The organism is Chryseobacterium sp. 27AL (assembly GCF_057815395.1).
Map to the genome: position 1 here is coordinate 1 of NZ_JBYRIW010000018.1, position 25,463 is coordinate 25,463.

The window sequence follows — 25,463 nt, forward strand, 5'->3', positions numbered from 1 at the left end:
AATTTGGAAATCTCAAAATATTCAACCAAGTATTCCGGTAGTAAAAACTTTAGTAATTCTTGTTCATTAGACATAATACAAAATTATCCTTTTTTAGTTTTCTCCCCAACTTTTGGTGTTGATCCACTATTTCCCGATTTTACCTTATCACCAAGGCATTCAAATTAGCATTAGAAAAGAATTTTACCCGAGATAAACGGCCTGCCGACTATGCTCAAAAACTAAACATTTCCGTTCCCTATCTTAATGAATGTGAAAAATACGACAGGACTTCCTGTTACCTATCATATACAGCAGCGTGTTATTCTGGAAGCCAAACGATTGCTTTACCATTCAGACAAGTCGGTCAAGGAGATTGCTGCCGAATTAGGTTATGAAGATTATGCCTATTTTTCTCGTCTGTTTATTAAATCAACCGGAATGACTGCGTTAACTTTCAGAAACAAAAACCACGATTAGTCCTATACTTACCTCTTTCATTCTATTTTTTATCGATACCGTTCGCTGTTCCTTTGTATTATTATTTTAATGCAATAACGATGATTTCAAAACTACCAAAATGGGCTGCTGATTTGACGGAAAAAACGTCTTCGATAATGACTGATATGAAAATATTGGATACAGTTTATATAAGCCCCAACGTAAAGAAAATACGTTTCCAAGGCGGATATATCACGAATGAACTTCCAAATAGGTCATGCCAATGTTATTCGTGTAAGCGATACAGAGTTTAGAAATTATACCACTTCCTACCATAATATCGCTGAAGGGATTTTAGATATTAATTTTTCATATTCACGGAAATGGTGTCGGAAGCAAATATATTGACTCGCTGGAACCGCCAGACGAACTGCGAATCAGCATTCCGAGAGGTAAAAAAATGTATAACGAAAACATAAAGCAGCAGTTCATTTTTGGTGATGAAACATCTTTGGGACTTGCCTGCTCAATGTTGCCAATCCTGAAAAAGAATAAACATCAATATCAGTTTTATTTTGAATTGGACGATGAGAATCAAAATATTCCTGAATTATTAGGCTTGGAAAATTATACCGTGTTTTCTAAACAAAATACGTTCAGAGATGAAAAATGGGTAAATGAACTGCCAATTTTTAACTCTGATGAATGGAACACAGCAAATTTTATATTGACAGGAAACGTAAAATCAGTCCAGACATTCAGAAAAGTCTTGAAGGGTAACTCACGAGATAATATTTCATCACAAGGTTATTGGCTTGAGGGGAAAAAAGGATTATAGCCTATAATAACGGAATATCAATTATTATTTTAAATCAGAATACAAATGTCTCGTCAGTAATTATACATCCGGCATTTCTTATATTAATAAAAACTGCTACTATTTAAATAAAAAAGGCCTCCACCAAGGCAAAGGTGAAGGCCAACACAAATTGGATATACTAAAAAAGATATTTAGTTCTTAATTTTCTGTTGTAATATCTTTTTAAATCCCAACGTTCAGGAAAATGCTGAAACGTGACCGCGCTTCAAGATCTCCTCCTGCCAGATTGGAATATGCAGGAAACATGATCTCACTTCCCAGGCTGAACTTTTGATAAGACGCCTCAAAACCGAATTTCCCATATAAAGCACTTCCTGCCGTACGGGGCATTATTTCGCCAAACTGCCTGTTCCAATCGTAGATTTCCCCCTGCATTCCTAACTTTCCGGAAATAATACTGCTCTCGCTCTTCCAAAATCTGTAAAAACCGTTGGCAGAATAATTCCACTGGTTTCCGAAGCGGTAAAACTTTTTATTCTCCGTTTTGAGCGTATAATCGGTATTGAGTAATACGGCAATTTTATCTTTTTGGAATTGGTAATGTAATGCTAATTGATAATCCCAACTCCCTGTTCCCAACTGAAAACTTGGATTTATGCCAGAAATTCCTTTTTCATCAAATCTTCCAACCGGAATTTTCACACCCACCACGCCGTTAAGCTGATGAGATGAATTTTTAGAACTGAACAGCTGATAAATTCCCATAATACTGGCATCCCCAATGCCATCAATACGTATATCGCCCTGCAATGTTTTCTTGCTATGAAAATGATAAGGGATGCTTGCGTAAATATTTAATTTTCCGGCTACCGGAATTTTACCCCAAATCTGAATGGTATTAAAATACTGATCCTGGGTCAATTGATCCGTAAAGAGATTTTCTTTGGCTTTATAATGCTGCGCAAAATACTTAATCCCGATAAACTGTGGATTCAGTAAAGATTCAAAGCCGGAAGAACCGTTTCCCGCGGCACAGCCACAGGCATCGCAATCGTTATACAGAATAGCTTTAATGAAACTGTTAGGAATATAAAGACTGTCATTAACCGTTTTAGCCTGATGTATAGAAAAACATAACAAACTTATTAATAAAAAAATTCTTTTCCTCATGGCTTACTCGGCAAATTTTGGATTGGTAATGAAACTTTGATCACTTAAAGTTTTCAGGAATGCAATAATATATTGCTTCTCCTGATTGTTTATGGGAATTCCGATGTGTCCGTTTTGCTTTAAAAGAGGATCAAGGTTCGGCTGGTTTTCCACGTTCTCAGAATAAAAGTTCAATACAGCATCCAGTGTATAGAATCTTCCGTCATGCATATAAGGTGCAGTATATTCTACATTTCTGAGACTCGGAACACGGAATTTCATATTGTCATCCCAGTCCAGTGTTACACGGTATCTTCCTCTGTCATCAAACTGACTGTTGTAATACATCCCCGTATTGCGGTAGCTTTCATCAGTAAACAACTCTCCCGAATGGCAGGATGCACATTTATTCTGAAACAAATCCATTCCCTGATTTTCTTCAGCAGTAAAAACAGCCGTTCCTTTTTTCATGCGATCATATTTAGAGTCGGCCGATATCATGGTTGCCATAAATTGGGAAATCGCTTTCAGGATCCTGTCCCCTGTAATATTTTCATCACCAAAAGCTGCTTTAAACATTTTTTTATAATTGCTGTCAGCATTAAGTTTCTCAACCGCTTCGGGGAGCGAACTATCCATTTCAAAATCGGTAGTGATGGGTACCAGCGATCTTTCATCGAGGTTATGACTTACGCCGTCCCAGGTATAATTTTTCAGGAAAGCCATGTTCTGTATTGGTGGTGCATTTCGGATTCCAAGTCTGTCGCCGATTCCGTGGCTTACACTATGCCCATGATGGGTAAAAGCATATTCCTGGATGTGACAAAACCCGCATGAAATGGTATTGTTTCGTGACAATTTACCTTCATAGAACAGTTTTTTACCCAAAGCAACTCCATTGATGGTAATGGGATTACCGGTGACATCAAATGTCATCTCAGGGAAACCGGCAGGCTTATCAAGCCGGTAAGCCTCATTTTTTTCTAAAGGCTCTATAACCTCATCAGAACACGATGAAAGTATGAACATACTCACAATAAACAAAACCAGAAGAGTACTGAGCTGCCCTCTTCCGGATAATGGAAATGTATTAATCATTGTGAACATGATCTACTTTAAACATCTTTGAAATATTATTAGTAACATTCACCAGATGCTGGCTCGATCCCATGGCCGAATCATTCGTAGTGTCCAGTGTTAAAGCAGTCTGCCCGCCCAGATACTGGTTAAGATCTGCCAGAATATGGATGGAAGGAGTAATTTCTTTTGACACTCTCGCTGTAGTTGGCAGATCCAGGGTAATTTCACGATACAGATCAGGCGTGTTGTTCGCGGAAGTATTTCCCATATTTCCACAATGATTCATAAACTCGTTGGTCGGTGAAGAAGTTCCGTATTTACCCTCCAGTTTTGTGAAAATATATCCTGCCGCCCACGACCAGGCCATTCCGGCAGCTTTGGCTTTTTGCCAGAATATCCCTTGTCCTTCCTGGCCGATCAGGTAAGCATTTTGACTGATACCCAGGCCGAGCCTGATTTTCTTATAATTATTTTTTGGAATTTCTGTGAGATTAATATAATTGATTCCCGCCACAGCTTCTGCCTGATCGATGATGAAAGCGCCTTTATCAGGATCATTCTCATGATATTTAAATTCATTTCCGTGTTCATCAATTAAAGTGATATTGCTGATGATATATTTTAAGGTTGAAAACTGATGCTTTTGTCCGTTAGAAGAAGTTTGTGTTGTTTGGTTCAGCACAACATCTCCAAGATTATTAAATCCGTTTTCAAACTTGAGCTGAAGATTTCCCGGAGTAGGATCCTGAACATCATCATCGTCATTGCTGCTGCATGATGAAAGAGTGAATAGGGTACATGCAATAAAGAATAATGATAAAAATTTATAAATTTTCATTGTTGATTTTTTAGTGATAAATATATTGAAATGCCCATCGCGATAGGGATGGAAGCGGTTATCCTTTTTTTGGATTCTGACGTAAGGAAGAATCTAAAAAAAGATATGAGCGGACAGCCCGACCCAGGCGGCTGGAAAAGCCAGGAAAGGGGATCGCCCTAAAAAATAAAATTATACACTAAAAACCGGCGGTCGGAAAATATATTTCAAAAACAGAAAAGAATACGCCGTTTTGTAAAGGAAATTAAAATTTGAAATGAAAGTGTTCTCTGTTTTGTTGATTTCTGTAATTCCAGGAAGAACATAAATATCAAGTAATTTCTGCCCTGAATTTTTTGTTTTGGTTAAAGGTGAAGAATCGGTATCATTAGCTTTTGCGAGTTGCTTCTTCAGGTAACATTTTCCGTTACAGTGAATTTCGGGCCTGCTTTTGTTGACACACAGAACTTCGGAAATATAATCATAATTTACAGCATACTCCACCAGCGGCACCAGAGGTCTGAATACCACAAATAAGGTGAGGAATATGCTGCAAATATAATTCATGAATTCAGCTTTATTTTTTGCTGATCGCTTCTTCGTATCTTCTGCTGATTTCCTTCCAGTTGGTTACGTTCCAGATGGCTGTAAGATAATCTGCTCTTTTGTTCTGGTATTTCAGATAATAGGCGTGCTCCCAAACATCAATTCCAAAGATCGGTGTTCCTTTTTCTTCCACCACATCCATTAAAGGATTGTCCTGATTAGGCGTTGAAGAAACGAACAGTTTACCATTTTTATCTACTGAAAGCCAGGCCCAACCTGAACCAAAACGGTCGGCTCCCGCCTTACTCATCTTTTCTTTGAAAGCAGCCATGCTTCCGAAAGCGTCATTGATCGCTTTAGCCAATTTTGCTGAAGGCTGGGTATTTTTCTCAGGGGTCAGCACCGTCCAGAACAATTCATGATTGTAATGGCCCCCGGCATTATTTCTTATCGCCGGACTTAGCTTTGACACATTCGACATGATCTCAAACAAGGTTTGCTTCTCCTGTGGAGTTCCGGCAATCGCTTTATTCAGATTGGCCACATAAGCTGCAGCATGTTTTGAATAATGAATTTCCATGGTCTGCGCATCAATATTACCTTCCAGTGCATTGTATGCATACGGAAGAGGAGTCTGTTTGAATTGTGCCATGGTAAACTGGGCTGCAAATACTGCCGTCAAAGCAGCAATTTTCATAATTTTCATACTTTTTTATTTTTATATATGGTTAATATTTTTTGGCTGGAAGATAGAAGCTGGGAAGAATGGAAGTGATTCTAAACACCATTAAACTTCCAGTTTCCAGCTTCTAACTTCCATTCTTTACTTCAACAACTTCCTGATATCCTCGATCAGGATTTCCCGGTCCGGATGATATTTTCCGATCAGCTTCGGGATTTTCCCTTCCGGATCTTCATAATTTAACCCTGAATAATACAGGATCGGCATATTTTCTTTATTGTACCGGCAGCGGATGTTTCCTTCTTTATCCACCAGGGCAATCATTCCGCTATGGTTCAGGCTTTCACTTTCATCTTCTTTATCGCCTACATAGATATTGAACTCATCTGCCAATTTTCCTATATAATCTCTGTCACCCGTCAGAAAGTGCCAGTTGGGAGATTTTGCGCCGATTCGTTGTGCATGCTCCTTCAACAGTTCCGGAGTGTCATTTTCAGGGTCGATGCTGATTGAAATAATTCCGAAATCAGGATTGTTGATCTGGTCTTCGATGTGCCTCATGTTGGTATTCATCACCGGGCAAATCGTAGGGCATCTGCTGAAGAAAAATTCTACCAGATAAACTTTCCCCAGCATATCTTTATCCGTAATCTTTTTATTGTTCTGATCAGTAAGTTCAAAACCTGGAACTTTCATTACCGTGTACAGATTCTTCTTAAAGTATCCCATTCCGACACCTATACCCAGAAAAAGCAGAGCAATGACTACAATCGGTATGATAACTTTGCTCTTTGTATTGTTGTTCTTCTTATTTCTGGACATACTTCTCCGGATTTTTTTTAAACTCGTCCCTGCAGTATGCACTGCAAAAACCGTACGTTTTATTTTTGTAGACTGCGGTATCTTTCATGTGAGGCTCTGTTGGCATATGACAAATCGGGTCTACAGCATTGGCAAATTTTACCGGTTTTGCGTCAGTCTTTGCTGCGGTCTTTGCTTTTTTATGCTTTACTTTAGGCGCTTCCTGGGCACATGCCATTAAAGAAACAGATAATAACGCCATTAAAAAAAATTTTGATTTCATTTTATTTTAAATTGAAATTAATACTTGTGTTGAAAAAAACAGGTTGATTTTTAAACTAAATTTAATATTATAAAGCGTCCTGAACCATTAAGATTATTGAAGAAGTTAAGTTTAATTAAGAAATCATAGAAGTTTTTAAACCTTCAACTTAATGTAAGCGATTCCCTAACAGTCTTAAGGGTTTAAATGAATATAAATTTGTTTAAAGCAATTATGCTAAAGGAGGATGGAATATCCCGGAAAAATATTCTGATGTACCAAAGCGGGTATAGTCCGGAAATGGATTTTTGAGATGAGCGGAAAATGGATTTTCTGCTGTGAAAGAAAGAATTTCATTGGAAAGAAATACATCTACACTGCCAATCTTTATATTCTGATTGTTGTTAGATTGTTTTTCTGTTTTGGCCAGTTCTTTGGCCACGTAGCATTTTCCTTTACAGGTAGACTGGGGGACGTTTCTGTTTTCGCAGAGATTTTTTACGATATAATCATAGTTGACCGCATAATTGATCAATGGCAGAACCGGACGTAATGCGATGGTACAAATGATAAATATGGAAATGAAAAACCTCAACTTTCTTTTTTGTTACCACAAATATACTACTGAAAATCTTTCTGTACAGCATTTATGATGAAAGTCATTGATAATTTCCCCGAAACCTTGCTGCATGATGCGGGGAACTTTCGGAGCCTCCCGAAAACGTGCTGCAACCTGCAGGAGACTTTCGGGAACATCCGAAAACCTGTTGCACCCTTGCGACAAACTTTCGGGAACACCCGAAAACGTGTTGCAACCTTGCAGGAGACTTTCGGAAGAAAGGAAAAATGTCTGGTACTTATTTTAATTTTGGATGAAGCCAAATCGTTCCAGCCTATTATAAAAAACGGGCCAAAGCCCGTTCCTATTGAAATTTAATATTCTACAATTAAATCACCTCTTTATCATTGATTAGAAATGGAAATAATCAGACTCATGTAAAGCTTTGCTTTAATTTTGGCTGAAGCCAGATGTTCTTAACCAATAAAAAAAAAAACTGGCTAAAGCCTGTTCCTATTCAACTGAAAAGTCGTTTAATTGTATTTATTCCGAAGTAAAAGTCATTCTCTGGATTCTCACGGCATTCAGAATAGCGAGTAAAGCAACGCCAACATCTGCGAAGACCGCTTCCCACATGGTAGCCAACCCGCCGGCACCTAAAATAAGAACCACCGCTTTTACAGCAAATGCTAAAATGATATTCTGCCAGACAATCTTTTTCGTCTGCTTTCCGATATTAATGGCCATCGGGATCTTACTTGGTCTATCATCCTGTATCACGACATCGGCCGTTTCGATCGTGGCATCACTTCCGAGCCCGCCCATGGCAATTCCTACATCACTGAGCGCTACAACGGGAGCATCATTTACTCCATCACCGACAAAGGCAACGGTTTCTCTCTTTGCTTTTATTTCTTTTACTTTATTGACTTTATCTTCCGGCAGCAGATCACCGTAAGCATTTACAATTCCTAACTGGTCTGCTACATATTCTACTACAGAAGCTTTATCACCACTTAACATCGTTGTTTTTACATTCAGTGCTTTCAATTTGTTGACCGCTAACTGCGCATCAGGTTTCACAGCATCTGCAATGGTAAGGTATCCGGCAAACTTTTGATCATAAGCCACTGCGATAATTGTATATACAATATTTTTAGCATTTAGATCATAGCGGATATTAAATTTATCCATTAGCTTCAGATTTCCGACCAGAAGTTCCTTCCCATTAATGGTAGCTTTCAGACCATTTCCTGCAATCTCCTCCACATAATCCAACTGAACAGAGTGATCGACTTCTCCTGCATATTCGTGGATAGCTGTTGCCACGGGGTGTGAGCTTTTACTTTCCAGTGCATTAACAAGCTTAAGAATCTCATCCTTGTTCACATCATCTTTAAAAATCGCTTCCTGCACTTTAAAAACCCCTTCTGTCAGCGTTCCGGTTTTATCCATTACCACATTCTGAATATTGGCCAGCAGATCGAGGAAATTACTTCCCTTAAATAAAATTCCGTTCCTGCTTCCGGCACCGATCCCTCCGAAATATCCCAACGGAATCGAAATCACCAATGCACACGGACAGGAAATCACCAGGAATATTAATGCCCGGTACAGCCATTCGCTGAACTGATAATCTTTTACGAACAGGTAGGGTAAAAAGGTAATTCCTATGGCAAGAAAGACGACAATCGGGGTATAGATTCTGGCAAATTTCCTGATGAATAATTCTGTAGGTGCTTTTTGAGCCGTTGCATTTTGTACCATCTCAAGAATTTTGCTCAGCTTGCTGTCTTTGTAAGCTGCTGTGACTTTTACCTGGCTGACGATATTTAAATTAATCATGCCGGCCAATACGGTATCTCCTTTTGTTTTGGTATCGGGTTTACTTTCTCCAGTCAGTGCAGAAGTGTTGAATGAGGCAGTTTCTGATAACAACTCTCCGTCCAGTCCCAGCTTTTCACCTGATTTCAACTGAATAATTTCGCCGATGTTTACTTTTTCTGCTTTTACCGTCTGCGGTTTTCCATCATGTATGACGGTAACTTCATCTGGCCTCTGATCCAGGAGTGATTTGATATTTGTTTTTGCCCTGGTGACCGCCATTCCCTGAAAAACTTCACCAACAGAATAGAACAGCATTACCGCTACGCCTTCAGGATATTCACCTATAGCAAAGGCACCCACGGTAGCAATTCCCATCAGGAAAAATTCTGAGAAAACATCTCCCCGGGTTATGCTTTCGTAAGCTTCTTTCAGCACGGGCAATCCGACAGGAATGTAGGCCACCAGATACCAGACAATGCGTATCCATCCGGTGAACCAATCCGGTTTTACAAAGTGGTCTAATGCAATGCCGATTAATAACAAAAGAAAAGAAAACAGGGCCGGGAGAAACACCTGAATTACAGATTGATCTTTTATATCATGTGAATGATCGTGGTCGTGGCCTTCATGATCATGCTTATGGTCATTTTTGGGTTTTGTACTGCAACATTCTTCCATAACTTAATTTTTATCCAAAATTATACCTTAATCCCATGCAATACTATTGCAAACTCAGGCAGCTTTCACAGATTCCTTTGGCAAAAAGGCGTATTTCATCAATGCGGAAATCAGTCTGCATAGTTTCCGGAAAAGAAATATCTTCTCTACAGGTGGTCTGTTTGCATATTTTGCAATAGAAATGCAGATGCCAGTCTTTGTGTGTATTTTCGTTGCAGCCGTCGTGGCAAAGCTTGTATCTGGTAGTTGTATTTTCCTGAATGCTGTGGACAATTCCCTTTTCTTCAAATGTTTTTAATGTTCTGTAAATGGTTGTGCGGTCGGCATTTTCAAAGTGATTTTCAATTTCGGATAATGATAAAGCAGCTTCCTGAGAACTCAGGAAATCATACACCAGAATTCTCATGCTGGTGGGCTTGGTATTTTTGTCAATTAATTTGTCTTCGATATGTTTTTTCATGATCTATGTAAATGATATTATATTTCGCGGCTATTGGGGGCTTTACATTATTCCGTATTTCCTTCTACTCAAAGTTAGTAGTTTTTAGACAGATCTTCCTGCCGCCCTGATAACTTTTAACGATTGAAATTTTATTTAAATTATCCAGCCTTTGGCCATCTCTGATCATATGGTCAGGTTCGGCTAAAGCCAATTGAATATCTTATTGTTAAATAGGCTAAAGCCCAATTTCTATTGATGTTCAGACTATCTCTGATCCAGGCCTGATGTTGAATTGGATTTATTTACATTCAAATAGTATTTCTGGATTCCGCTAAAAAAATAAGTTTAAAACCATTGCGTATACTGTAAAAACACTAATTTTATCCTATGAAAGTTTTAATTGTAAATGGCCCCAACCTGAACCTTTTAGGAACCAGAGAACCTGAAATCTACGGAAATGTATCTATGGAAGATTATCTGGACAATTTAAAATCTGAATTTCCTTCTTATGAGATCCAATATTATCAATCGAATGTTGAAGGTGAAATTATCAACAGATTACAGAAAGATGATTTTGATGCTTTGGTGATTAACCCCGGTGCCTTTACGCATTATTCTTACGCGATTGCAGATTGTTTAAAAAATATCGCTAAACCCAAAGTAGAAGTACATATCAGCAATATTTATAAAAGGGAGGAGTTCCGACAAAAGTCTGTAACGGCCGCAAATACCAATGCGGTTTTGTCTGGCTTTGGGATGAATGGATACCGACTGGCTGTTTTAAGTTTAACATAAGTGTCTGTTTAAATTTTATCTGATATTTTTGTGGACTTCTCTTAATGTACTTTATTCAAATAAACGAAGTTTATTCTTAACACTAAGGAATTCAGTTTGTTAATTTGTTAAAAAAACAAGATCAATTAATGATTTAAATTAAGATATTAAGGAAGTAAGCCTTATTCCTTAATGTTAAAAATATATTTAGAATTAAACATGTTCTAAATTTATTATTTCAATAAAAATCCTCAGCAGTTTTTGCTGAGGATTCTATTTTTAGTTTGTTGTCTGTTCCTGTAACTGAGGACCTGATTTCACTAATTTCTTAGCTTCATCCGAATTGCAGTACTGCTCAAAGTTTTTGATATATTTTGCAGCAAGATCTTTTGCTTTTTCTTCCCATTCTTCAACATTATGATATGTATCGCGCGGATCCAGGATACCATCCGAAACATTCGGTAAAGAAGTAGGCACTTCAAGGTTCATGATCGGGATTCTGGTTTTCGGAGCCTCTTCGATGGATCCGTCGATAATGGCATCAATGATTGCTCTTGTATCTTTTAATGAAATCCTTTTTCCTGTACCGTTCCATCCTGTATTTACCAGATAGGCTTTTGCTCCATGCTCTTTCATTTTTCCGATCAGTGTCTTTGAATACATGGTTGGGTGCAGTGTTAGGAAAGCCTCTCCGAATGCCGGTGAAAAAGATGGTTCAGGTTCTGTAATTCCTCTTTCTGTCCCTGCTAATTTTGAGGTATATCCGCAAAGGAAATGATATTGTGCCTGATCTTCATCCAAAATTGAAACCGGAGGCAATACTCCAAACGCATCTGCAGAAAGATAAACGATCTTTTTGGCATGTCCTGCCTTTGAAGGCAAAACAATTTTATTAATATGATAAATAGGATAGGATACCCTTGTATTTTCTGTGATGGAATTGTCTGTATAATCGGAAACGCCGTCATGTACAACAACATTCTCCAAAAGCGCATCTCTTCTGATGGCTCCGAAAATATCCGGCTCTTTTTCTTCCGAAAGATCAATCACTTTTGCATAACATCCGCCTTCATAATTGAACACACCATTGTTGTCCCATCCGTGCTCATCGTCTCCAATAAGATATCTTTTAGGATCTGCGGATAAGGTTGTTTTTCCGGTTCCCGAAAGTCCGAAGAAAAGAGCAACATCTCCTTCTTCTCCTACGTTGGCAGAACAGTGCATGGAAGCCATGCCTTTCAACGGAAGGTAATAATTCATCATGGCAAACATTCCTTTCTTCATTTCACCGCCATACCATGTACCTCCGATGATCTGAATTTTTTCGGTAAGGTTGAACATAATGAAGTTTTCAGAATGCAATCCCTGTTCTTCCCAATTTGGATTCGTCGTTTTAGAACCATTGATCACGGTGAAATCCGGCTCTCCGAAGTTTTTAAGCTCATAATGAGAAGGACGGATAAACATATTCGTAACGAAGTGCGCTTGCCAGGCTACTTCTACAATGAATCTCACCTTAAGCCTGGTGTCAGCGTTTGTTCCGCAAAAAGCATCTACTACATAGATTTTCTTCGACGTTGAAAGTTGATTCAGTACTATTTCCTTACAAGATTGGAAAATTTCAGGTGTTGTAGCAAGATTTACTTTACCGTCCCAGAAAATTGTATCTCTCGTAACATCATCCTGAACAATATATCTGTCTTTAGGTGAACGACCTGTGAAAATTCCTGTTTTTACTGATACTGCACCAGATTCCGTAAGCTCAGCTTTTTCAAAGCCCTGATTTTCAGGAGAAACTTCAGCCTGATACAACTCCTCGTAAGAAGGATTGTAAACGACTTCATAGTTTCCTTTAATCCCTAATTTTTCTAAATCCTGGATGATTTTAGCGTTTTTCATTTTACTTATATTTTCTATTTCTTTTTTGGGTCTAACAAAATTAATATTAATTAATTGTTAAAAGTGGTTTAAATATAATGATATAAGTCAAAATGGCAAATAAAAATGAAACTTTATAATCTACTGACTATAAGCCTATTAAATCCGACCATTCAAAAATTGTGTTAAAATCTTTTCCCCAAAAATAGTCCTTAAAGCCTTCAAATTTTGAGCTCATGACAAAATCTCCACCCCATGCCCCCAGACTTTTAATAAAAACAGGGCAATCTGCAAAAAAACGCCCCTTAACTGTAGGAATTTCAAGGAAATCCGATATTTTTTGCTCATGAATCAATAATAAATCAGAAAAGTTTTCCAATTCGTTGCATAACAAAATTTTTCTTGTAAGATTCGAAAATTCATCAACCAGTTTTTGAGACTTATTTTTTGACCGGTAAAAGTTGATTCCTTCACGGCTGTCCTGCTTCTGATTGAGGTGAATAAAAATCAGTTCATTTTTAAAGGGAGGACTGAAATTTACCTTTTCATATTTTATTTCCGGCTTATTCTGATAAAGCACGGCTGATTTCTCTTTTGCTACGGCTATATCATAACCGCTTCCACCGAGACTTATCGTATTTAAATAAAAAGGGTCAATCGCTGCCCACTCTGCCAGGTTGTTCATCAGAGTTGAACTGCTTCCCAAGCCGTAATCTGCCGGAAACTGAAGATTGGTCGTAAGATGATACGTAAAATCGCTTTTGAATTTAGTATTTGAAAGTGACTGAACGTTTTTTAATGTTTTTACAATAAACTCAGCACTTATAGGAATATTGGTTTCCAGAATCTGCCAGTTCTGATAGTCAATGACAGCTTTTAACCATAATGTATTCTGATGATAGGCTTCCCAGAAGATCAGGGATTTCCCATCATTTGTTTCTTTAAAGGAAAACTCTTGTCCCGGCTTTGTAGGTACAGCCAGCACAAGAGCTCCGTCTATTGCGAAATATTCTGAAGTAAGCATCAGCTTTCCCGGTGAAAATATCTCGCCCATAATTGTTTTATTTATTTTTAGATTGCGGAAGCAATGTCAACAGAACCATCAATTTTCTTGATCAGTCCCTGTAATGTTTTTCCTGGCCCAACTTCTACGAAATTCGTTGCACCGTCTTTGATCATATTCTGTACAGACTGCGTCCATTTTACAGGACCTGTAAGCTGTGCGATCAGGTTTTTCTTAATCTCATCAGGATCAGAAACCGCAGTGGTCGTAATATTCTGATATACCGGAATGGTCGCTTTTCTGAATTTCGTTTGTTCGATTGCTGCTGCCAGTCTTTCCTGTGCCGGCTGCATCAAAGGAGAGTGGAATGCACCGTTTACCGGTAACAACAGAGCTCTTTTGGCTCCTGCCTCTTTTAATTTCACACATGCTTCTTCAACTGCTGTTGTTTCGCCGGAGATTACCAGCTGACCTGGACAATTGTAATTAGCAGGAACTACGATTCCGCTGATCTGGGAACAGATTTCTTCAACTTTAGCATCATCTAATCCTAAAATTGCTGCCATAGAGCTTGGATTGGCATCACAGGCTGCCTGCATAGCTTTTGCTCTTTCGGAAACCAACTTCAGTCCGTCATCAAAAGACAGAACCCCATTGGCAACCAGAGCTGAAAACTCTCCCAGAGAGTGTCCTGCGACCATCTCTGCGCCAAGACCGTTTACTGCTTTCAATGCAGCAACAGAGTGTATAAAAATTGAAGGTTGAGTAACTTCGGTTTTTTTAAGATCATCATCCGTTCCGTTGAACATCACAGAAAGGATATCGAATCCTAAAATTTCGTTGGCAGATTCCATCAGATCTTTGATGTCTTTTCTAGAATCATACAATTCTTTTCCCATTCCTACGAACTGAGAACCCTGCCCGGGAAACACAAGTGCTTTCATCTATTAATTTAAAATATTTTGCAAATATAAATATAATGTTAATAATATTCTTTAGAAATCACCCGATGGTTTATGGAACCAACCTGATGACACGATAACCTGTATTTACGTAGGCACCGTTTGCTTTAGATTTTACAAACTCAAATTTGGTAGCCAACTGAGTCTGAACTTTATTCATTTGTTTAAAAATCTCCCCTTTTTTATTCTCTCTGGTCAGCATATCATTGACTACATCAAAACCTATGATTGCATATCGAGGAGGCGTTTTACAGTATTTAGCTTTATAGGCGGCAAGAATTTCTTTTTCAAAACTTCCTTCCGTATTGATTGTTCTGTCCATGAGATATACCAGGTTTGCCAGAGCGAGATCATCTACTTTTTTCTCAAATGCAGCAACATAATGCATGCTGAACGCTTTTACGCCCTGAACTTCTTTAGCCAGAGTAATGATTCTATTAGCAAAAGCTTCACCAACAGCGTCGTTATCACTTGCCAGAATGGCAATCACCGGAGCAGACTGGCCGGTCATCATATTCTGATCCAGCTGAACATCTGCTGCTGAATTTACAATCGTAACGTTCGGATTTTTCAATGTTTTCTCAAGACCTGCCTTGATATAGTTTGCATTTTCTTTTTTAGCATCCGCAACAATGTATATTTTCTGGTCGGAATATGTTGCTTTTACTTCTTCTACAATTTTATCAGCATAGGTCTGCCCGTTTGTTTCAACAATGATAAGGTTGCTGTAGTTGTATAATTCCGGAGAGTTGGCAAAAGGAGCAACAATCGGAATTTTCTGATTTTTTGTAAAGTCAAGTACATCAACAACGTTCGACTTAAAGAACGGGCCAATGATTAAATCTGTATTGTCAGGATTGATTTGCGTTAATGAATTTCGGAAGGAGGCTTCATTTCCAGAATCTACAATCTTCACATCCAGCTTCTGTCCGTTTTTTGCATTTCTTTCAATAGCAAGCTTGGCTCCCGTAAGGAAATCCAACGCCATTGTTCTGTATTGGGTTTCACCTGTACTGTAGCCAAAAGGAAGCATCATCACAACACTTAATGCATCTCCGTTTTTCTTTACATAAGCGGGATCCATTTTTTTAATCTTAAGAACCATTCCTGCTTTTAATCCCCTGGATAATTCAGGATTAAGCGCAATTAATTCATCGATAGAAATTCCGAATTTATTGACAATAGAAAACACGGTATCTCCCTGCTGAACGGTATAGGTAACATAGTCGTCGGCAGCGGCAGAAGTTATATTTGCTGATGATCTTTCGTTTCCGGACTCTACTTTTGTTTTGGAATTGGACTTTTCTTCAAAAACTGCAGCTCCGGAATCGCTTCCGGTATTTGATTTCTTAACTGAAATTTTCTCTCCAGGTTTCAGCCCTTTTTCTTCCAAACCAGGATTTAAAGCAAAAAGCTCTTCTTTACTGATATTGAATTGCTTTGAAATTCTGTAATAATTGTCTTTCTGCTGAATGATATATTCACCTTCAGCAACGGTTTCTGCCGGTGATTCAGCTACCTTTTCCACAGGTTTTACAGTTGGCGCAACTGCCTGCTGACTTTCACCATATTTTTTAATACTTTCAAGAGGTAAGGTAACCTCATCACCGATCTTCATATGGGAATCCAGCTCAGGATTCAGCTTTCTGAGATCAGTTTCTGAAATTCTGTATTGTTTTGTAATTCCGTAGATGGTCTGTTTTGGTTGAAGAACAATTTTACCCAACTGAGCATTGCCGGCAGGTTTTGTTGCAACATTTGCTTTTGATGAAGATGCTGCTTTATCATTTTTAACTGTTAAAACATCACCAATTGCTAGCTTACCGTCTTTCACAGATGGATTGAGCTTCAGCAATTCATCTACGGAAAGCCCGTATTTTTTTGCAATATTATAAGGAGTATCGCCTTTTACAACGGTGTGCGATTTCTGAGCAGACACCCCCAAAACCATACATAAACTGGACAGAATAAAAAACCTCTTTATCATATTGGATCATTATATTTACAAAAATACTTCTTTAAAATTAAATGGCAAGGATTATTAATTTTGACTCTTCAATTTGCATTTCTTCTAAACAAGTCTCAAGCCAAGAATATCCGTGATCTGCAAAGAACACACTGAAGTTGTAAACCCTTTCCTGCCAGTTTTTGGAAGGATGAACATCAAGGAATAAATTTTCAAGCCTTTCGAGCATTTCGTTCTGTTTGATTTTCTCGGCATGCAGCAGGCGTTTTTTCATTCTTTTAAAAGATTTCATCTGCCTTACCTCTTCCGCCTTCACCATATTTCCGAAAGATTTTTCCGTGGTTTCTGCGGCTCGTTTTAATTCTGAAAACTGATGGATTATTTGACTTTCTTTTTCTTCAAGCAATCTTAGGATTTCATTATTATCTAAGATCTTGTTATTTGTAATCGTTGTAAAATTTTTGAAAAAATCTTCAATTTTCAACTGTAACTTTTCAATTTTCCCTAATGTCTTTTCCTTTAAAAACAACATTGAATTCCTTGGAATCAGAATCGGAAACGGCATATTGATCTCTTTAAAATAGTCTTTCAATTCCAGCCAGTACATAATTTCCGCATTTCCACCGATGTAAGCCAGATTGGGCAAAACTATTTCCTGGTAAACAGGCCGCATCAGAGCATTGGGACTGAATTTTTCCGGGTAATTTTCCAGTTCACTAAGAATTTCTTCTTCGGTAAATTGTATATTTTTATCAACGATATTATATTTCTTCCCATCAAAATCAATTCTGTCTCTTGTGTCGGTTAAATAAAAAAGATTGATCTCTCGTGGATTTACCTGAACTTTACCATACTTCTCCGTTAATAATTCTACTTTTTCTTTCGAAGTTTTATGTAAAGTAAAGTTAAGAAGCTCATCCTTAAACGTTCCTTTTATTCTGTTTTTTAATTCTTTAGAATCTCCGTCAAGAATTAATAATCCAAAATCAGAGAACAGTCGGTTGACCAAAATCTGAATTGCCTGCGTTAGTGTATTTCCTATTTTATAGGCTTCCTTCAGCATTAAAATCAATTCGGTTCCGAAAACAAAGTCTTTAAATTCCTTCTCAAATTCTGAAATAAAAAATGTATCCGTGATCTGGATTCTTCCTACTGCACCACCGGATTTTTCATTAATCTCGTAATAATTATTTTCAGTTTTAAAGTGATTGATCTCCGCAAAATCATGATCTTCAGATGCCATCCAGTATATAGGAACAAAATTGAAATCAGGAAAATTTTCCTTAAGATAAGAACATGTTTTAATGGTCTGCAAAATTTTATAGACAAAAAAAACAGGTCCTGAAAAGAGATTCAATTGATGCCCCGTGGTGATTGTAAAAGTATTTTTAAGCTTTAAATCGTTTAAATTTTGCTTTTGCTTTGATGACAGCGTAAGACCTGAAAGCTGATCTTTCAACACGTCAGCGAGACTTTCTCTCTGATCTGAAGTGAAAGAATTCTGCTTTTCGTGGAGTCTTTTCATAAAGTTGTCCAACGAAAATGTGTATTCTTCAAAACCTTCAATCTCCTGATTCAAAAAATCTTTTACTAATTGAGGTATGCTTGCTATATCCTGAAATGATATTTTATTAATTGTTTTCAACTCTGTTTGTTTTAGTTGAATAAATACCACACAATTCCGAGATTTAATCTAAAATCATAGACCGGATAACTCGGGAATGCATAGGCTTTATTGTGAGAAATAAAAGTTCCGACCTGCTGTCCTTCAATAAAGAAGAACATTTTCTTAACTTTCATATTAAAATAGACGTCGGCGATCGGCTGTCCTCCAATTGAGAACGAATTGGCTCCGGGTAAAATATATTCATTAAGAATCGGGAAATATTCTCTTGATGCAAATTTTGAGAAATAATAAACCTTTATTCCTGCCTGAATTTCCGCCGCATTTTTAAATGCTTTCGACTGGTAAAAGAAATTGGCTCTTCCAATGAAATCCGGCAAAGGCAAAAGATCTTTATTGGTGAGTACGTTTTGAAACTGTAATCTTGTATTTAAATGAAATTTACCATAGCTGAAGGTGGCATCACCTCCGATCTGGGAAATATTAACTGAACTTTCACTTTGCTTTGGCATCGCCGCCAGATCAAAATAGGTATAATTCTCAATTCTGAAATAATTGGCAAATAATTCTGTTTTAAACCATTTCAGATTAAGGCTTCCGCCCGCTTCCAACACCGTTTGGTTTTTTGCATTCTGAAAATAATAATTGAAATTGTTGTAAATAGAAGTATTCAGCAGGTAATTGAATGACGGATAAGCTGTCTGAAAATTTAATTTAGCATTTACAAAGTAATCTTTTACCGGTTCAAACTTAAGGTTATTGGTAGTTTTCAGGTAGTTTCCGAATTGACTCCCATTTGAAAACTCTAAAAATGAATTCAGCTGAAATTTATCAAAAAGTCTGATCTGTAAATTTCCTACAGCGCCAATTCTGTTTTCTTTTATCTCAGTAGGAATTTCCAGTAAAGGCAAAATGATCTCACTCGTTCCTAATTTCAGCATCTGATATCGGACGCCGGCATCAAGTTTAAATTTTTCATTGTCCCAAACCAGACTTACGGTATTGCTAAAATTATCTGAGTATTTCTTTGATGATACAGGCCCGTCTGCGACAAGCTGTTGCGGAGCATCATACCAAAACGCTTCAGGTGAGCTTTGAGTATAGTAGTATTTATTCCCCTGATGAGAAATTGTATGCCTGATTTTAAAAGGTATTTTCTCTGAATTGAAAGGGGAAAACTGGTGCGTCAGATAATATCTGCGGTAAGAAAACTGGGAGCTTGAGGATGCCAGATTAACCTGCATGTTCTGTCTGTTCCGGGAATCACTGTTACCATTCTGGAAGAGGCTGTCTACAGCAATACCTCCATTTTCCTGATTGTTAACATTTTGATGTAGATAATGAGCGAATAACTCATAATTCCCGCTTTTTGAAACGTAATGGCCGGAAAACAAAGTGTTATTGTTCGAAGCTAATGAGTTCCTGTACATCCCCTGAGAACGCAATCCGCTGTACTCTAATGAAAAATTGAATCTTTTACCGATATTCTGAGTATAGGATGATCTTAGAGCCGCTCCGTTTTTCATGGCATTATGATAAATGAAAGTTGCTGTAGGCGTTTTAACATCGTAATAATGAATATCGTTTACACCAAGAATACCGTATGACTTATTGGTAGGTAATAATGCCAAATTCTGTTCTGAATTAAACTCATAAGAAATAGGATTAAATCCGGCACCTATATTGGCAACCTGCACTCTGCCAAAATTATCCCTGTTGTTATATTGTGAAAATATATATGTTTTGTCAAATGTCATTACGGTGTCAAACACTTTCTTTTCTGAATATTGTGTCTGATACAGATAATCATTAATGGTTGGTTTAAATATTTTTAAGGAATCTTTCTTCCCGGAGTCAATAACCAAAGTGTCTTCTGACTTTTCAGGAAGCCGGTTTGAATCCGTCTTATTGACCAACTGAGCATTAGTTATACATCCGAAGAAAATTATTATGAAAAGTATATACTTCATTATTCTTTTTTGTAAAGCAAAAATAAGAAATAATGGGGAATAAAAAACCCCGCACTTTACTGTGCGGGATGTAAATAAAAATAATCAATTTAATTTTGATTCCAAAATGGAGTATATTGATTTTTCGTGAATAATTGATTCATAGATAAACTAGGAACATTAGCACTATTAGCCGAAGATTCTGATATCGGATACATCAGGCGATATGGTTTATTTGCAACAGTAGCTGTTACTGCCATTGGTGTATAAGGGTATCCTGTTCTTAAATAATCAATAAAAGATTCTACTGGACTTACATTTGTCAGCGCCAACCATTTTTGTGTCATAATAGCTTCTAATTTCTGAGCATCAGTTCCTGTCCATCCTAATCCATTTCTAGTTGAAATTGCAGTCTTATAGGTTGTCATACTTGCGCTATTTGCACCAAGCCAACTTGCAGATGCATCTATCCCTTCGTTAAAACGGCTTTGTGGATCCGAAAATAATGAAGGATATCTTAATGCTGCTTCGGCTTGTAAAAATTTCGATTCCGCTAATGACATTACCAGACCTCCCCTTGTATTTCCTGTGGAGATTAAAGCTGCCCAATTTGTGGAAGTATTTGCACTAGTAACGGACGTAGAGCTACTGAACATACCTGGCCCTGGTCTTGATGTAGTTGTTAGATCTAAAGGTGCTCCTGGCTGCCCTGATTGAGCCCCTTGTCTAACACCTTTTACCTGACCAACTCCTTGATAAGTTACCCCAGTGAATATTCTGAAACTTCTGGGATCTATAATATTACTGAATTTTGAATAAAAAGGATCTGATGAATAAGGTTGTACATTCCCTATTCTATTTCCATTCAAACAAATTGCAATATGCTCTGAAGCAGTAATAGCATTATAATTTTGCGGAATAGATGTCATACCCGAATTAATTCTGTATGCTGCAATTATCGGATTCATCTTTTCATCATTAGCACTACTAAACCCTGGATTAACTGTAACATTTTGGTTTATAAATGCTGCTCCAGAAAGAGTTGCCAATTTCTGGTCTCTGTAACTTAACATATCACCGGTTGTTAAATTGGACATCCTTAATAGCATTCTTAACTTAATTGTATTTGCAAACGCTTTCCAGTTAGCCATATTTCCAGTAAATACAACATCGGTAGATGCCGGATTAATTGCACTTGAATTTTGTGCATCTATAAGATCAACAGCAATTTCTAAATCTCCAATTAATGCTTTATAAATATTTTTATCATCATCATATCTAGGTGATTGATTCGCATTTCTAAGAAATGCCTCGGTATAAGGTGCGTCCCCATATAAATCTACGATATATTGCATGTAGAAAGCTTTCATAATTTTAGCCATTGCTACATAATAATCCTGCTTATGATCTGCATTTGGATAATCTTCTATAAGCTTAAAATTAGCGCACTGAAGATATATGGTATTCCAAATCCCTCCATAAAAAGAACCATCTACAGTAGATAGAGTGAACTCTCTACTGAATCCTCCACCAAATGCATACACATTCGATCCCCAGCTGTTCATCATTAAGTTTCCAAAATCCATCATTGAGCCTGTACCACCTGTCTGTACTCTGTGAATATCTGTAACTGCACCTGGAAAGACTAAAGAAGGCGCTACATCTTCAATATGGGCAGCATTTGGGTTTTCATTAATATCCAGATAATTATTACATGAAACTGTGCACAAAGAAAGTGTTAATATTAGAAAAGTATTTTTTATTTTATTCATTTTTTTAATTTTAAAAAGTTGCATTAAAACTAAATCCAAAAGTTCTTGTAGTTGGATACTGCCCAGCAAAAGCTATCCCGAAAGCATTTGGGCCTCCGATACCTAGAGCCTGACCTGGGGTTCGATCAATAGCTCCTGAATTGCTTGCAGTTTCCGGATCGGCATAATTTCTATTTGATTTTGCATACCAAACAAAAGGATTTCTGGCATATACCCCTAATGTAATACTATTAACAAAAGTATTTTGTAATAAAGCCTTAGGTAATGAATAGCTTAATGCTATTTCCCTTATTCTAAAAGCACTACCATCAACAACCATATTTTCACCGACAGTTCTATATGGCCCCGTGAAATAAGCGTTCACATTAGTGTAATTCCCAATCCCATTTACAGGAGTATTATTTGCAACATATTGTCCATTAACCAATTGAACTGAATTTGGTACAATATACCCCTGTGATCGATCAAAATCAGCAGTTTCTTCCAATGCTCCAACAAATGCAAGTTCTCTTTTTGTAAGAGCCACAAAACTATTACCTGTACGATAATCTGCAGTTCCGGACAGTGTGAAACCTTTATATCTAAATGATGTATTAAATCCTAAAATATAATCCGGATTAACTTTGCCTAAAACTTGTAGCTCCGAATTTATTAGAGGAATACCATTAGAACCTACAATTATTCGTCCCTCAGAATCTCGCTGATAAGCAGATCCCATGATTAAGGGAAACTGCTCTCCAACTTTAGCATAAATCCCAACATTTGGTGTGCCATATGCCAACAAACTTACACGATCAACGCCTCCATCTAAGGCTGTAACTTCAGATTTATATGTAGAATAGGATCCACTTAATTTCCACTCAAAATCTTTTGATCTGAATGGAACTAATTCCAAATCCAACTCATAACCTTTATTGGTCATATCGCCTACATTCGCCAAGTAAGATGAGATTCCCGAAGCTGAAGAAGTTGTTTTTCTTGTTATAAGATCATCCACATCTGTTTTATAAACAGCCATCCCTAATGAAATTCTATCTTTAAAAAAGCCTAACTGAAGAGAAGCCTCTTTTGAATAATTATATTCAGGATTTATGTTTGGATCAACTGGTGTTCTATTAATTGTATACGAGGCCACATTGAAGGGGTATCCTGTAGGTAATACCCCCGTAACCTCATCTGTACCATATGTTGGGATACCCGATGCATTACCTACTCTTGTATAACTGGCTGTTAATTTGGCATAATTCAATACATTATTATCTCTAATAAAGTCAAATGCTTTAGTTGGAATAAAGGAAATTCCAAATGAGTAATATGGAGTTGATTTAATTGTAAGTTCGTCTGTACCTGTTGCTGTTGTAGCGGTACCGGAATTTTTTTCATATCTAAAAGTTGAATTCACATACAAATAATCTTTGTATGCCAAATCCAGGTTGGCTAAACCCGCAATGGTTCTTCTTCTTGTTTGTGTATTTGCTAAATTTCTTGTTGTATCAAGATTTAAGACATTGTTAATATGATAAAAGCCCGGAACTTGTAAGTTGGTTCCCCCTTGTGTAACAATTGAGAAAGATGTATCTGTATTGTTAAATCCTAGATTTAACTTCATATTGATATCATTTGTCAAATCATAATTAAAATTCAATAACAAATCTCCGTAATATTCAAATCTTTTATCGATACTTTTATAGTAGCTAGAAGTAGTTGCTGAATGTGCAAATAAAGTTTCTGGATTCCCTCCATCAAATATAGTCCCCGGCGCATTCCAGAAATCTGTAAACTGATAACCGTTATTATGGCTTTCCGCTAAATTACTTAATGTACGTATATTGGCCAGATATGAAATATTAATATTTTTATTAATTTCATATTCCGCTTTTAAATTCCCAATAAAATTTGTTGATTTATTATCGTATCTTACATTTTGGATTGTCCAGTAAGGGTTATCAATATAAGCACTCCAACCTCCCATTATTCCGGAATTAGCAAACTTTCTTACATCAACATTTGTTGGAGTCTGTAGTAATTGATCATAAAGATTAGAGTCAGTTTCAGAAGTATGCTGGTCTATTAAATTGAATGTTCCTTCAACTCTTAAATCACCTAATTTTTTACCAGCTTTAAAAAGTATATTATTTCTCTTCAGCTGATCTCTATCTACAACAAAATCATTCTGCACTCTGTTAATAGACAAAAAAGCATATGAGTCTTTACCTCCAGCGTTCATAGACAATCCGTTTTGGAACAAAATGCCGGTCTTAAAGAAGTTTTTTAAATGATTATCAATGGGAGCAAACAACCCTTTATTAAAACTACCATCTGCCTGTGGCAAACCTATAATAGTCTCCTGTCCTGCAAATGCAGGATGAGTATATTCAGGACCCCAAGAACCATTTTCAAAAGGAACCCAGTTAGTACCATTATAATCAGTTGGGTCATAAGTACCATCTCCCGGCCATCCTTGTCCATATTTTTTTTGATATATTGGAAGTTTATATACGGATGAAAAATCAATATTTGAACTTAAAGTAAAATTAATTTTTTCAGAATTGGTTCCTTTTCTAGTTGTTACTATTATAACACCATTTCCTCCTCGTTCACCATATAAAGCAGCCCCTTGTTGACCTTTAAGAATATTAGTACTTTCAATAATCTCAGGTGGCAATTGCTGAAAAACAGCAGCACTAGAAATTGCTCCGTCAATAACAATAAGTGCACTATTATCACCGGTAATAGATCTTTGTCCCCTAAGATTGATTGTTGCCTGAGAATTTACGCTACTGTTAGGGATATTAATTTGTAAGCCTGAGACCTTTCCTGTCAAAGCTTGCACAGCGTTTGGGTTACCCGCTTTTTTTAGTTCATCTGTTTTAATAACAGTGTTACTGCTTGTAAAAGCATCTTGCTTTTTCTTAATACCTAGTGCCCCAGTAACAACAACTTCTTCAATTGTCTTTTCTTTAGTTATTGTGTCTTTTTTTGTCTTTTGTGCGTAAGCTGTTTGTCCTATAAAGAACAATACTCCTGCGCTTAATACACGTAATTTCACATTCATATTAACAAATTTTAATATTTATAATGGCAAATATGTTAATAAATATTAAAATTTCCAAGAAATAAAAATACACAATTTACTGATAACCAAATATATAGATTCATTAAAAATGAAATTCTAATTAATTTTTTTTGTCATAATTTGTTTTTACGTAAAAAAAATTTGTTTCAAAATTTTATTCACTAATGTTTATTAATAATAGAAAATTATTTAGAATTGTTCTAAATTTAATAATGTATCCTAATCCGATAAATCTTCACTCTAGTATCCCTGATAATCAAAGTAAAATAATTTTAAAATTAAATATAGATGTGTTAAACCTTTAAATAGTAATCAAAAAAGTTGTTATAAAAGAAGAAATTTACCTAACCACACAATAATGTATCTTGCCGTTTAA

Annotated in this window: 23 protein-coding genes; 5 read left to right on the forward strand and 18 right to left on the reverse strand. The window is 36.8% G+C overall.

Annotated features, from left to right (window positions below; genetic code table 11):
- Window positions 1-252 precede the first annotated feature (252 nt).
- Window positions 253-459, forward strand: a complete 207-nt coding sequence (locus AC3WV0_RS16890) for a helix-turn-helix domain-containing protein (protein ID WP_488847246.1) — start codon at window positions 253-255, stop codon at window positions 457-459.
- A gap of 421 nt (window positions 460-880) precedes the next feature.
- Complete coding sequence (locus AC3WV0_RS16895) at window positions 881-1,258, forward strand: ferredoxin reductase domain-containing protein (protein ID WP_488847247.1); 378 nt, start codon at window positions 881-883, stop codon at window positions 1,256-1,258.
- A gap of 204 nt (window positions 1,259-1,462) precedes the next feature.
- On the opposite strand, the gene AC3WV0_RS16900 is transcribed toward AC3WV0_RS16895, so the two are convergent.
- The 3 genes from AC3WV0_RS16900 to AC3WV0_RS16910 all read right to left on the reverse strand — a co-directional run bounded on the left by AC3WV0_RS16900 (window position 1,463) and on the right by AC3WV0_RS16910 (window position 4,307).
- Entirely contained in the window at window positions 1,463-2,410 is a 948-nt protein-coding gene (locus AC3WV0_RS16900) for a transporter (RefSeq protein WP_488847249.1), read from the reverse strand.
- 3 nt (window positions 2,411-2,413) lie between these two features.
- Window positions 2,414-3,418, reverse strand: a complete 1,005-nt coding sequence (locus AC3WV0_RS16905; protein WP_488847308.1) for a cytochrome-c peroxidase — start codon at window positions 3,416-3,418, stop codon at window positions 2,414-2,416.
- Window positions 3,419-3,479: 61 nt separating this feature from the next.
- The gene (locus AC3WV0_RS16910; protein ID WP_488847250.1) at window positions 3,480-4,307 is read right to left on the reverse strand and encodes an MbnP family protein; all 828 of its coding nucleotides are present in this window, start codon (window positions 4,305-4,307) and stop codon (window positions 3,480-3,482) included.
- Between the two features lie 30 nt (window positions 4,308-4,337).
- Between AC3WV0_RS16910 and AC3WV0_RS16915 the strand changes: the two genes are divergently transcribed.
- The gene (locus AC3WV0_RS16915; RefSeq protein ID WP_488847251.1) at window positions 4,338-4,469 is read left to right on the forward strand and encodes a hypothetical protein; all 132 of its coding nucleotides are present in this window, start codon (window positions 4,338-4,340) and stop codon (window positions 4,467-4,469) included.
- A gap of 9 nt (window positions 4,470-4,478) precedes the next feature.
- On the opposite strand, the gene AC3WV0_RS16920 is transcribed toward AC3WV0_RS16915, so the two are convergent.
- The 5 genes from AC3WV0_RS16920 to AC3WV0_RS16940 form a co-directional block, all read right to left on the reverse strand.
- Window positions 4,479-4,853, reverse strand: coding sequence for a hypothetical protein (locus tag AC3WV0_RS16920; protein ID WP_488847252.1), 375 nt, complete (start codon window positions 4,851-4,853; stop codon window positions 4,479-4,481).
- 10 nt (window positions 4,854-4,863) lie between these two features.
- The gene (locus tag AC3WV0_RS16925; RefSeq protein WP_488847254.1) at window positions 4,864-5,538 is read right to left on the reverse strand and encodes a superoxide dismutase; all 675 of its coding nucleotides are present in this window, start codon (window positions 5,536-5,538) and stop codon (window positions 4,864-4,866) included.
- Window positions 5,539-5,655: 117 nt separating this feature from the next.
- The gene (locus AC3WV0_RS16930) at window positions 5,656-6,336 is read right to left on the reverse strand and encodes an SCO family protein (protein WP_488847255.1); all 681 of its coding nucleotides are present in this window, start codon (window positions 6,334-6,336) and stop codon (window positions 5,656-5,658) included.
- Entirely contained in the window at window positions 6,323-6,577 is a 255-nt protein-coding gene (locus tag AC3WV0_RS16935; protein ID WP_488847256.1) for a YHS domain-containing protein, read from the reverse strand. The genes AC3WV0_RS16930 and AC3WV0_RS16935 overlap by 14 nt, the downstream gene beginning before the upstream one ends.
- Window positions 6,578-6,809: 232 nt before the next feature.
- Window positions 6,810-7,172 (reverse strand): hypothetical protein, encoded by a 363-nt coding sequence (locus AC3WV0_RS16940; RefSeq protein WP_488847257.1) that lies wholly within the window; start codon window positions 7,170-7,172, stop codon window positions 6,810-6,812.
- 54 nt (window positions 7,173-7,226) lie between these two features.
- Here AC3WV0_RS16940 and AC3WV0_RS16945 point away from each other — a divergent pair, with 54 nt between their 5' ends.
- A complete protein-coding gene (locus tag AC3WV0_RS16945; protein WP_488847259.1) occupies window positions 7,227-7,514 on the forward strand; it encodes a hypothetical protein in 288 nt (95 codons plus the stop codon).
- A 165-nt stretch (window positions 7,515-7,679) separates the two neighbouring features.
- Here the strand turns inward: AC3WV0_RS16945 and AC3WV0_RS16950 are convergent, their stop codons facing one another.
- Both AC3WV0_RS16950 and AC3WV0_RS16955 read right to left on the reverse strand, forming a co-directional pair.
- The gene (locus AC3WV0_RS16950) at window positions 7,680-9,641 is read right to left on the reverse strand and encodes a heavy metal translocating P-type ATPase (protein ID WP_488847261.1); all 1,962 of its coding nucleotides are present in this window, start codon (window positions 9,639-9,641) and stop codon (window positions 7,680-7,682) included.
- 43 nt (window positions 9,642-9,684) lie between these two features.
- The gene (locus tag AC3WV0_RS16955; protein WP_488847262.1) at window positions 9,685-10,101 is read right to left on the reverse strand and encodes a Fur family transcriptional regulator; all 417 of its coding nucleotides are present in this window, start codon (window positions 10,099-10,101) and stop codon (window positions 9,685-9,687) included.
- A gap of 369 nt (window positions 10,102-10,470) precedes the next feature.
- Between AC3WV0_RS16955 and AC3WV0_RS16960 the strand changes: the two genes are divergently transcribed.
- Window positions 10,471-10,878 (forward strand): type II 3-dehydroquinate dehydratase, encoded by a 408-nt coding sequence (locus tag AC3WV0_RS16960; protein WP_488847263.1) that lies wholly within the window; start codon window positions 10,471-10,473, stop codon window positions 10,876-10,878.
- Between the two features lie 258 nt (window positions 10,879-11,136).
- On the opposite strand, the gene pckA is transcribed toward AC3WV0_RS16960, so the two are convergent.
- The 8 genes from pckA to AC3WV0_RS17000 all read right to left on the reverse strand — a co-directional run bounded on the left by pckA (window position 11,137) and on the right by AC3WV0_RS17000 (window position 25,066).
- Window positions 11,137-12,756, reverse strand: a complete 1,620-nt coding sequence (pckA, locus tag AC3WV0_RS16965; RefSeq protein WP_488847264.1) for a phosphoenolpyruvate carboxykinase (ATP) — start codon at window positions 12,754-12,756, stop codon at window positions 11,137-11,139.
- A 127-nt stretch (window positions 12,757-12,883) separates the two neighbouring features.
- Window positions 12,884-13,789 (reverse strand): GYDIA family GHMP kinase, encoded by a 906-nt coding sequence (locus AC3WV0_RS16970; protein ID WP_488847265.1) that lies wholly within the window; start codon window positions 13,787-13,789, stop codon window positions 12,884-12,886.
- 17 nt (window positions 13,790-13,806) lie between these two features.
- Window positions 13,807-14,682 carry an ACP S-malonyltransferase gene (gene fabD / locus AC3WV0_RS16975; RefSeq protein ID WP_488847266.1) on the reverse strand — a complete coding sequence of 292 codons (876 nt, stop codon included), beginning with the start codon at window positions 14,680-14,682 and terminating at the stop codon, window positions 13,807-13,809.
- Window positions 14,683-14,752: 70 nt separating this feature from the next.
- A complete protein-coding gene (locus AC3WV0_RS16980) occupies window positions 14,753-16,687 on the reverse strand; it encodes an amino acid ABC transporter substrate-binding protein (RefSeq protein ID WP_488847267.1) in 1,935 nt (644 codons plus the stop codon).
- Between the two features lie 37 nt (window positions 16,688-16,724).
- Window positions 16,725-18,311, reverse strand: a complete 1,587-nt coding sequence (bshC, locus tag AC3WV0_RS16985; protein WP_488847268.1) for a bacillithiol biosynthesis cysteine-adding enzyme BshC — start codon at window positions 18,309-18,311, stop codon at window positions 16,725-16,727.
- A gap of 11 nt (window positions 18,312-18,322) precedes the next feature.
- Window positions 18,323-20,260 carry a putative porin gene (locus tag AC3WV0_RS16990; protein WP_488847269.1) on the reverse strand — a complete coding sequence of 646 codons (1,938 nt, stop codon included), beginning with the start codon at window positions 20,258-20,260 and terminating at the stop codon, window positions 18,323-18,325.
- An 89-nt stretch (window positions 20,261-20,349) separates the two neighbouring features.
- On the reverse strand, window positions 20,350-22,050 hold the full coding sequence (locus tag AC3WV0_RS16995; protein ID WP_488847271.1) for a SusD/RagB family nutrient-binding outer membrane lipoprotein: 1,701 nt from the start codon (window positions 22,048-22,050) through the stop codon (window positions 20,350-20,352).
- Window positions 22,022-25,066, reverse strand: a complete 3,045-nt coding sequence (locus AC3WV0_RS17000; protein WP_488847272.1) for a SusC/RagA family TonB-linked outer membrane protein — start codon at window positions 25,064-25,066, stop codon at window positions 22,022-22,024. Before AC3WV0_RS17000 ends, AC3WV0_RS16995 begins: the two co-directional genes overlap by 29 nt.
- Window positions 25,067-25,463: the final 397 nt, after the last annotated feature.

Excerpts from the sequence above, each read along its gene's own strand:
- AC3WV0_RS16895 (WP_488847247.1), top strand. The coding sequence starts at position 881 with ATGTATAACGAAAACATAAAGCAGCAGTTCATTTTTGGTGATGAAACA.
- AC3WV0_RS16900 (WP_488847249.1), bottom strand. The coding sequence starts at position 2,410 with ATGAGGAAAAGAATTTTTTTATTAATAAGTTTGTTATGTTTTTCTATA.
- AC3WV0_RS16905 (WP_488847308.1), bottom strand. The coding sequence starts at position 3,418 with ATGTTCATACTTTCATCGTGTTCTGATGAGGTTATAGAGCCTTTAGAA.
- AC3WV0_RS16910 (WP_488847250.1), bottom strand. The coding sequence starts at position 4,307 with ATGAAAATTTATAAATTTTTATCATTATTCTTTATTGCATGTACCCTA.
- AC3WV0_RS16915 (WP_488847251.1), top strand. The coding sequence starts at position 4,338 with ATGCCCATCGCGATAGGGATGGAAGCGGTTATCCTTTTTTTGGATTCT.
- AC3WV0_RS16920 (WP_488847252.1), bottom strand. The coding sequence starts at position 4,853 with ATGAATTATATTTGCAGCATATTCCTCACCTTATTTGTGGTATTCAGA.
- AC3WV0_RS16925 (WP_488847254.1), bottom strand. The coding sequence starts at position 5,538 with ATGAAAATTATGAAAATTGCTGCTTTGACGGCAGTATTTGCAGCCCAG.
- AC3WV0_RS16930 (WP_488847255.1), bottom strand. The coding sequence starts at position 6,336 with ATGTCCAGAAATAAGAAGAACAACAATACAAAGAGCAAAGTTATCATA.
- AC3WV0_RS16935 (WP_488847256.1), bottom strand. The coding sequence starts at position 6,577 with ATGGCGTTATTATCTGTTTCTTTAATGGCATGTGCCCAGGAAGCGCCT.
- AC3WV0_RS16945 (WP_488847259.1), top strand. The coding sequence starts at position 7,227 with ATGATGAAAGTCATTGATAATTTCCCCGAAACCTTGCTGCATGATGCG.
- AC3WV0_RS16950 (WP_488847261.1), bottom strand. The coding sequence starts at position 9,641 with ATGGAAGAATGTTGCAGTACAAAACCCAAAAATGACCATAAGCATGAT.
- AC3WV0_RS16955 (WP_488847262.1), bottom strand. The coding sequence starts at position 10,101 with ATGAAAAAACATATCGAAGACAAATTAATTGACAAAAATACCAAGCCC.
- AC3WV0_RS16960 (WP_488847263.1), top strand. The coding sequence starts at position 10,471 with ATGAAAGTTTTAATTGTAAATGGCCCCAACCTGAACCTTTTAGGAACC.
- pckA (WP_488847264.1), bottom strand. The coding sequence starts at position 12,756 with ATGAAAAACGCTAAAATCATCCAGGATTTAGAAAAATTAGGGATTAAA.
- AC3WV0_RS16970 (WP_488847265.1), bottom strand. The coding sequence starts at position 13,789 with ATGGGCGAGATATTTTCACCGGGAAAGCTGATGCTTACTTCAGAATAT.
- fabD (WP_488847266.1), bottom strand. The coding sequence starts at position 14,682 with ATGAAAGCACTTGTGTTTCCCGGGCAGGGTTCTCAGTTCGTAGGAATG.
- AC3WV0_RS16980 (WP_488847267.1), bottom strand. The coding sequence starts at position 16,687 with ATGATAAAGAGGTTTTTTATTCTGTCCAGTTTATGTATGGTTTTGGGG.
- AC3WV0_RS16990 (WP_488847269.1), bottom strand. The coding sequence starts at position 20,260 with ATGAAGTATATACTTTTCATAATAATTTTCTTCGGATGTATAACTAAT.
- AC3WV0_RS17000 (WP_488847272.1), bottom strand. The coding sequence starts at position 25,066 with ATGAATGTGAAATTACGTGTATTAAGCGCAGGAGTATTGTTCTTTATA.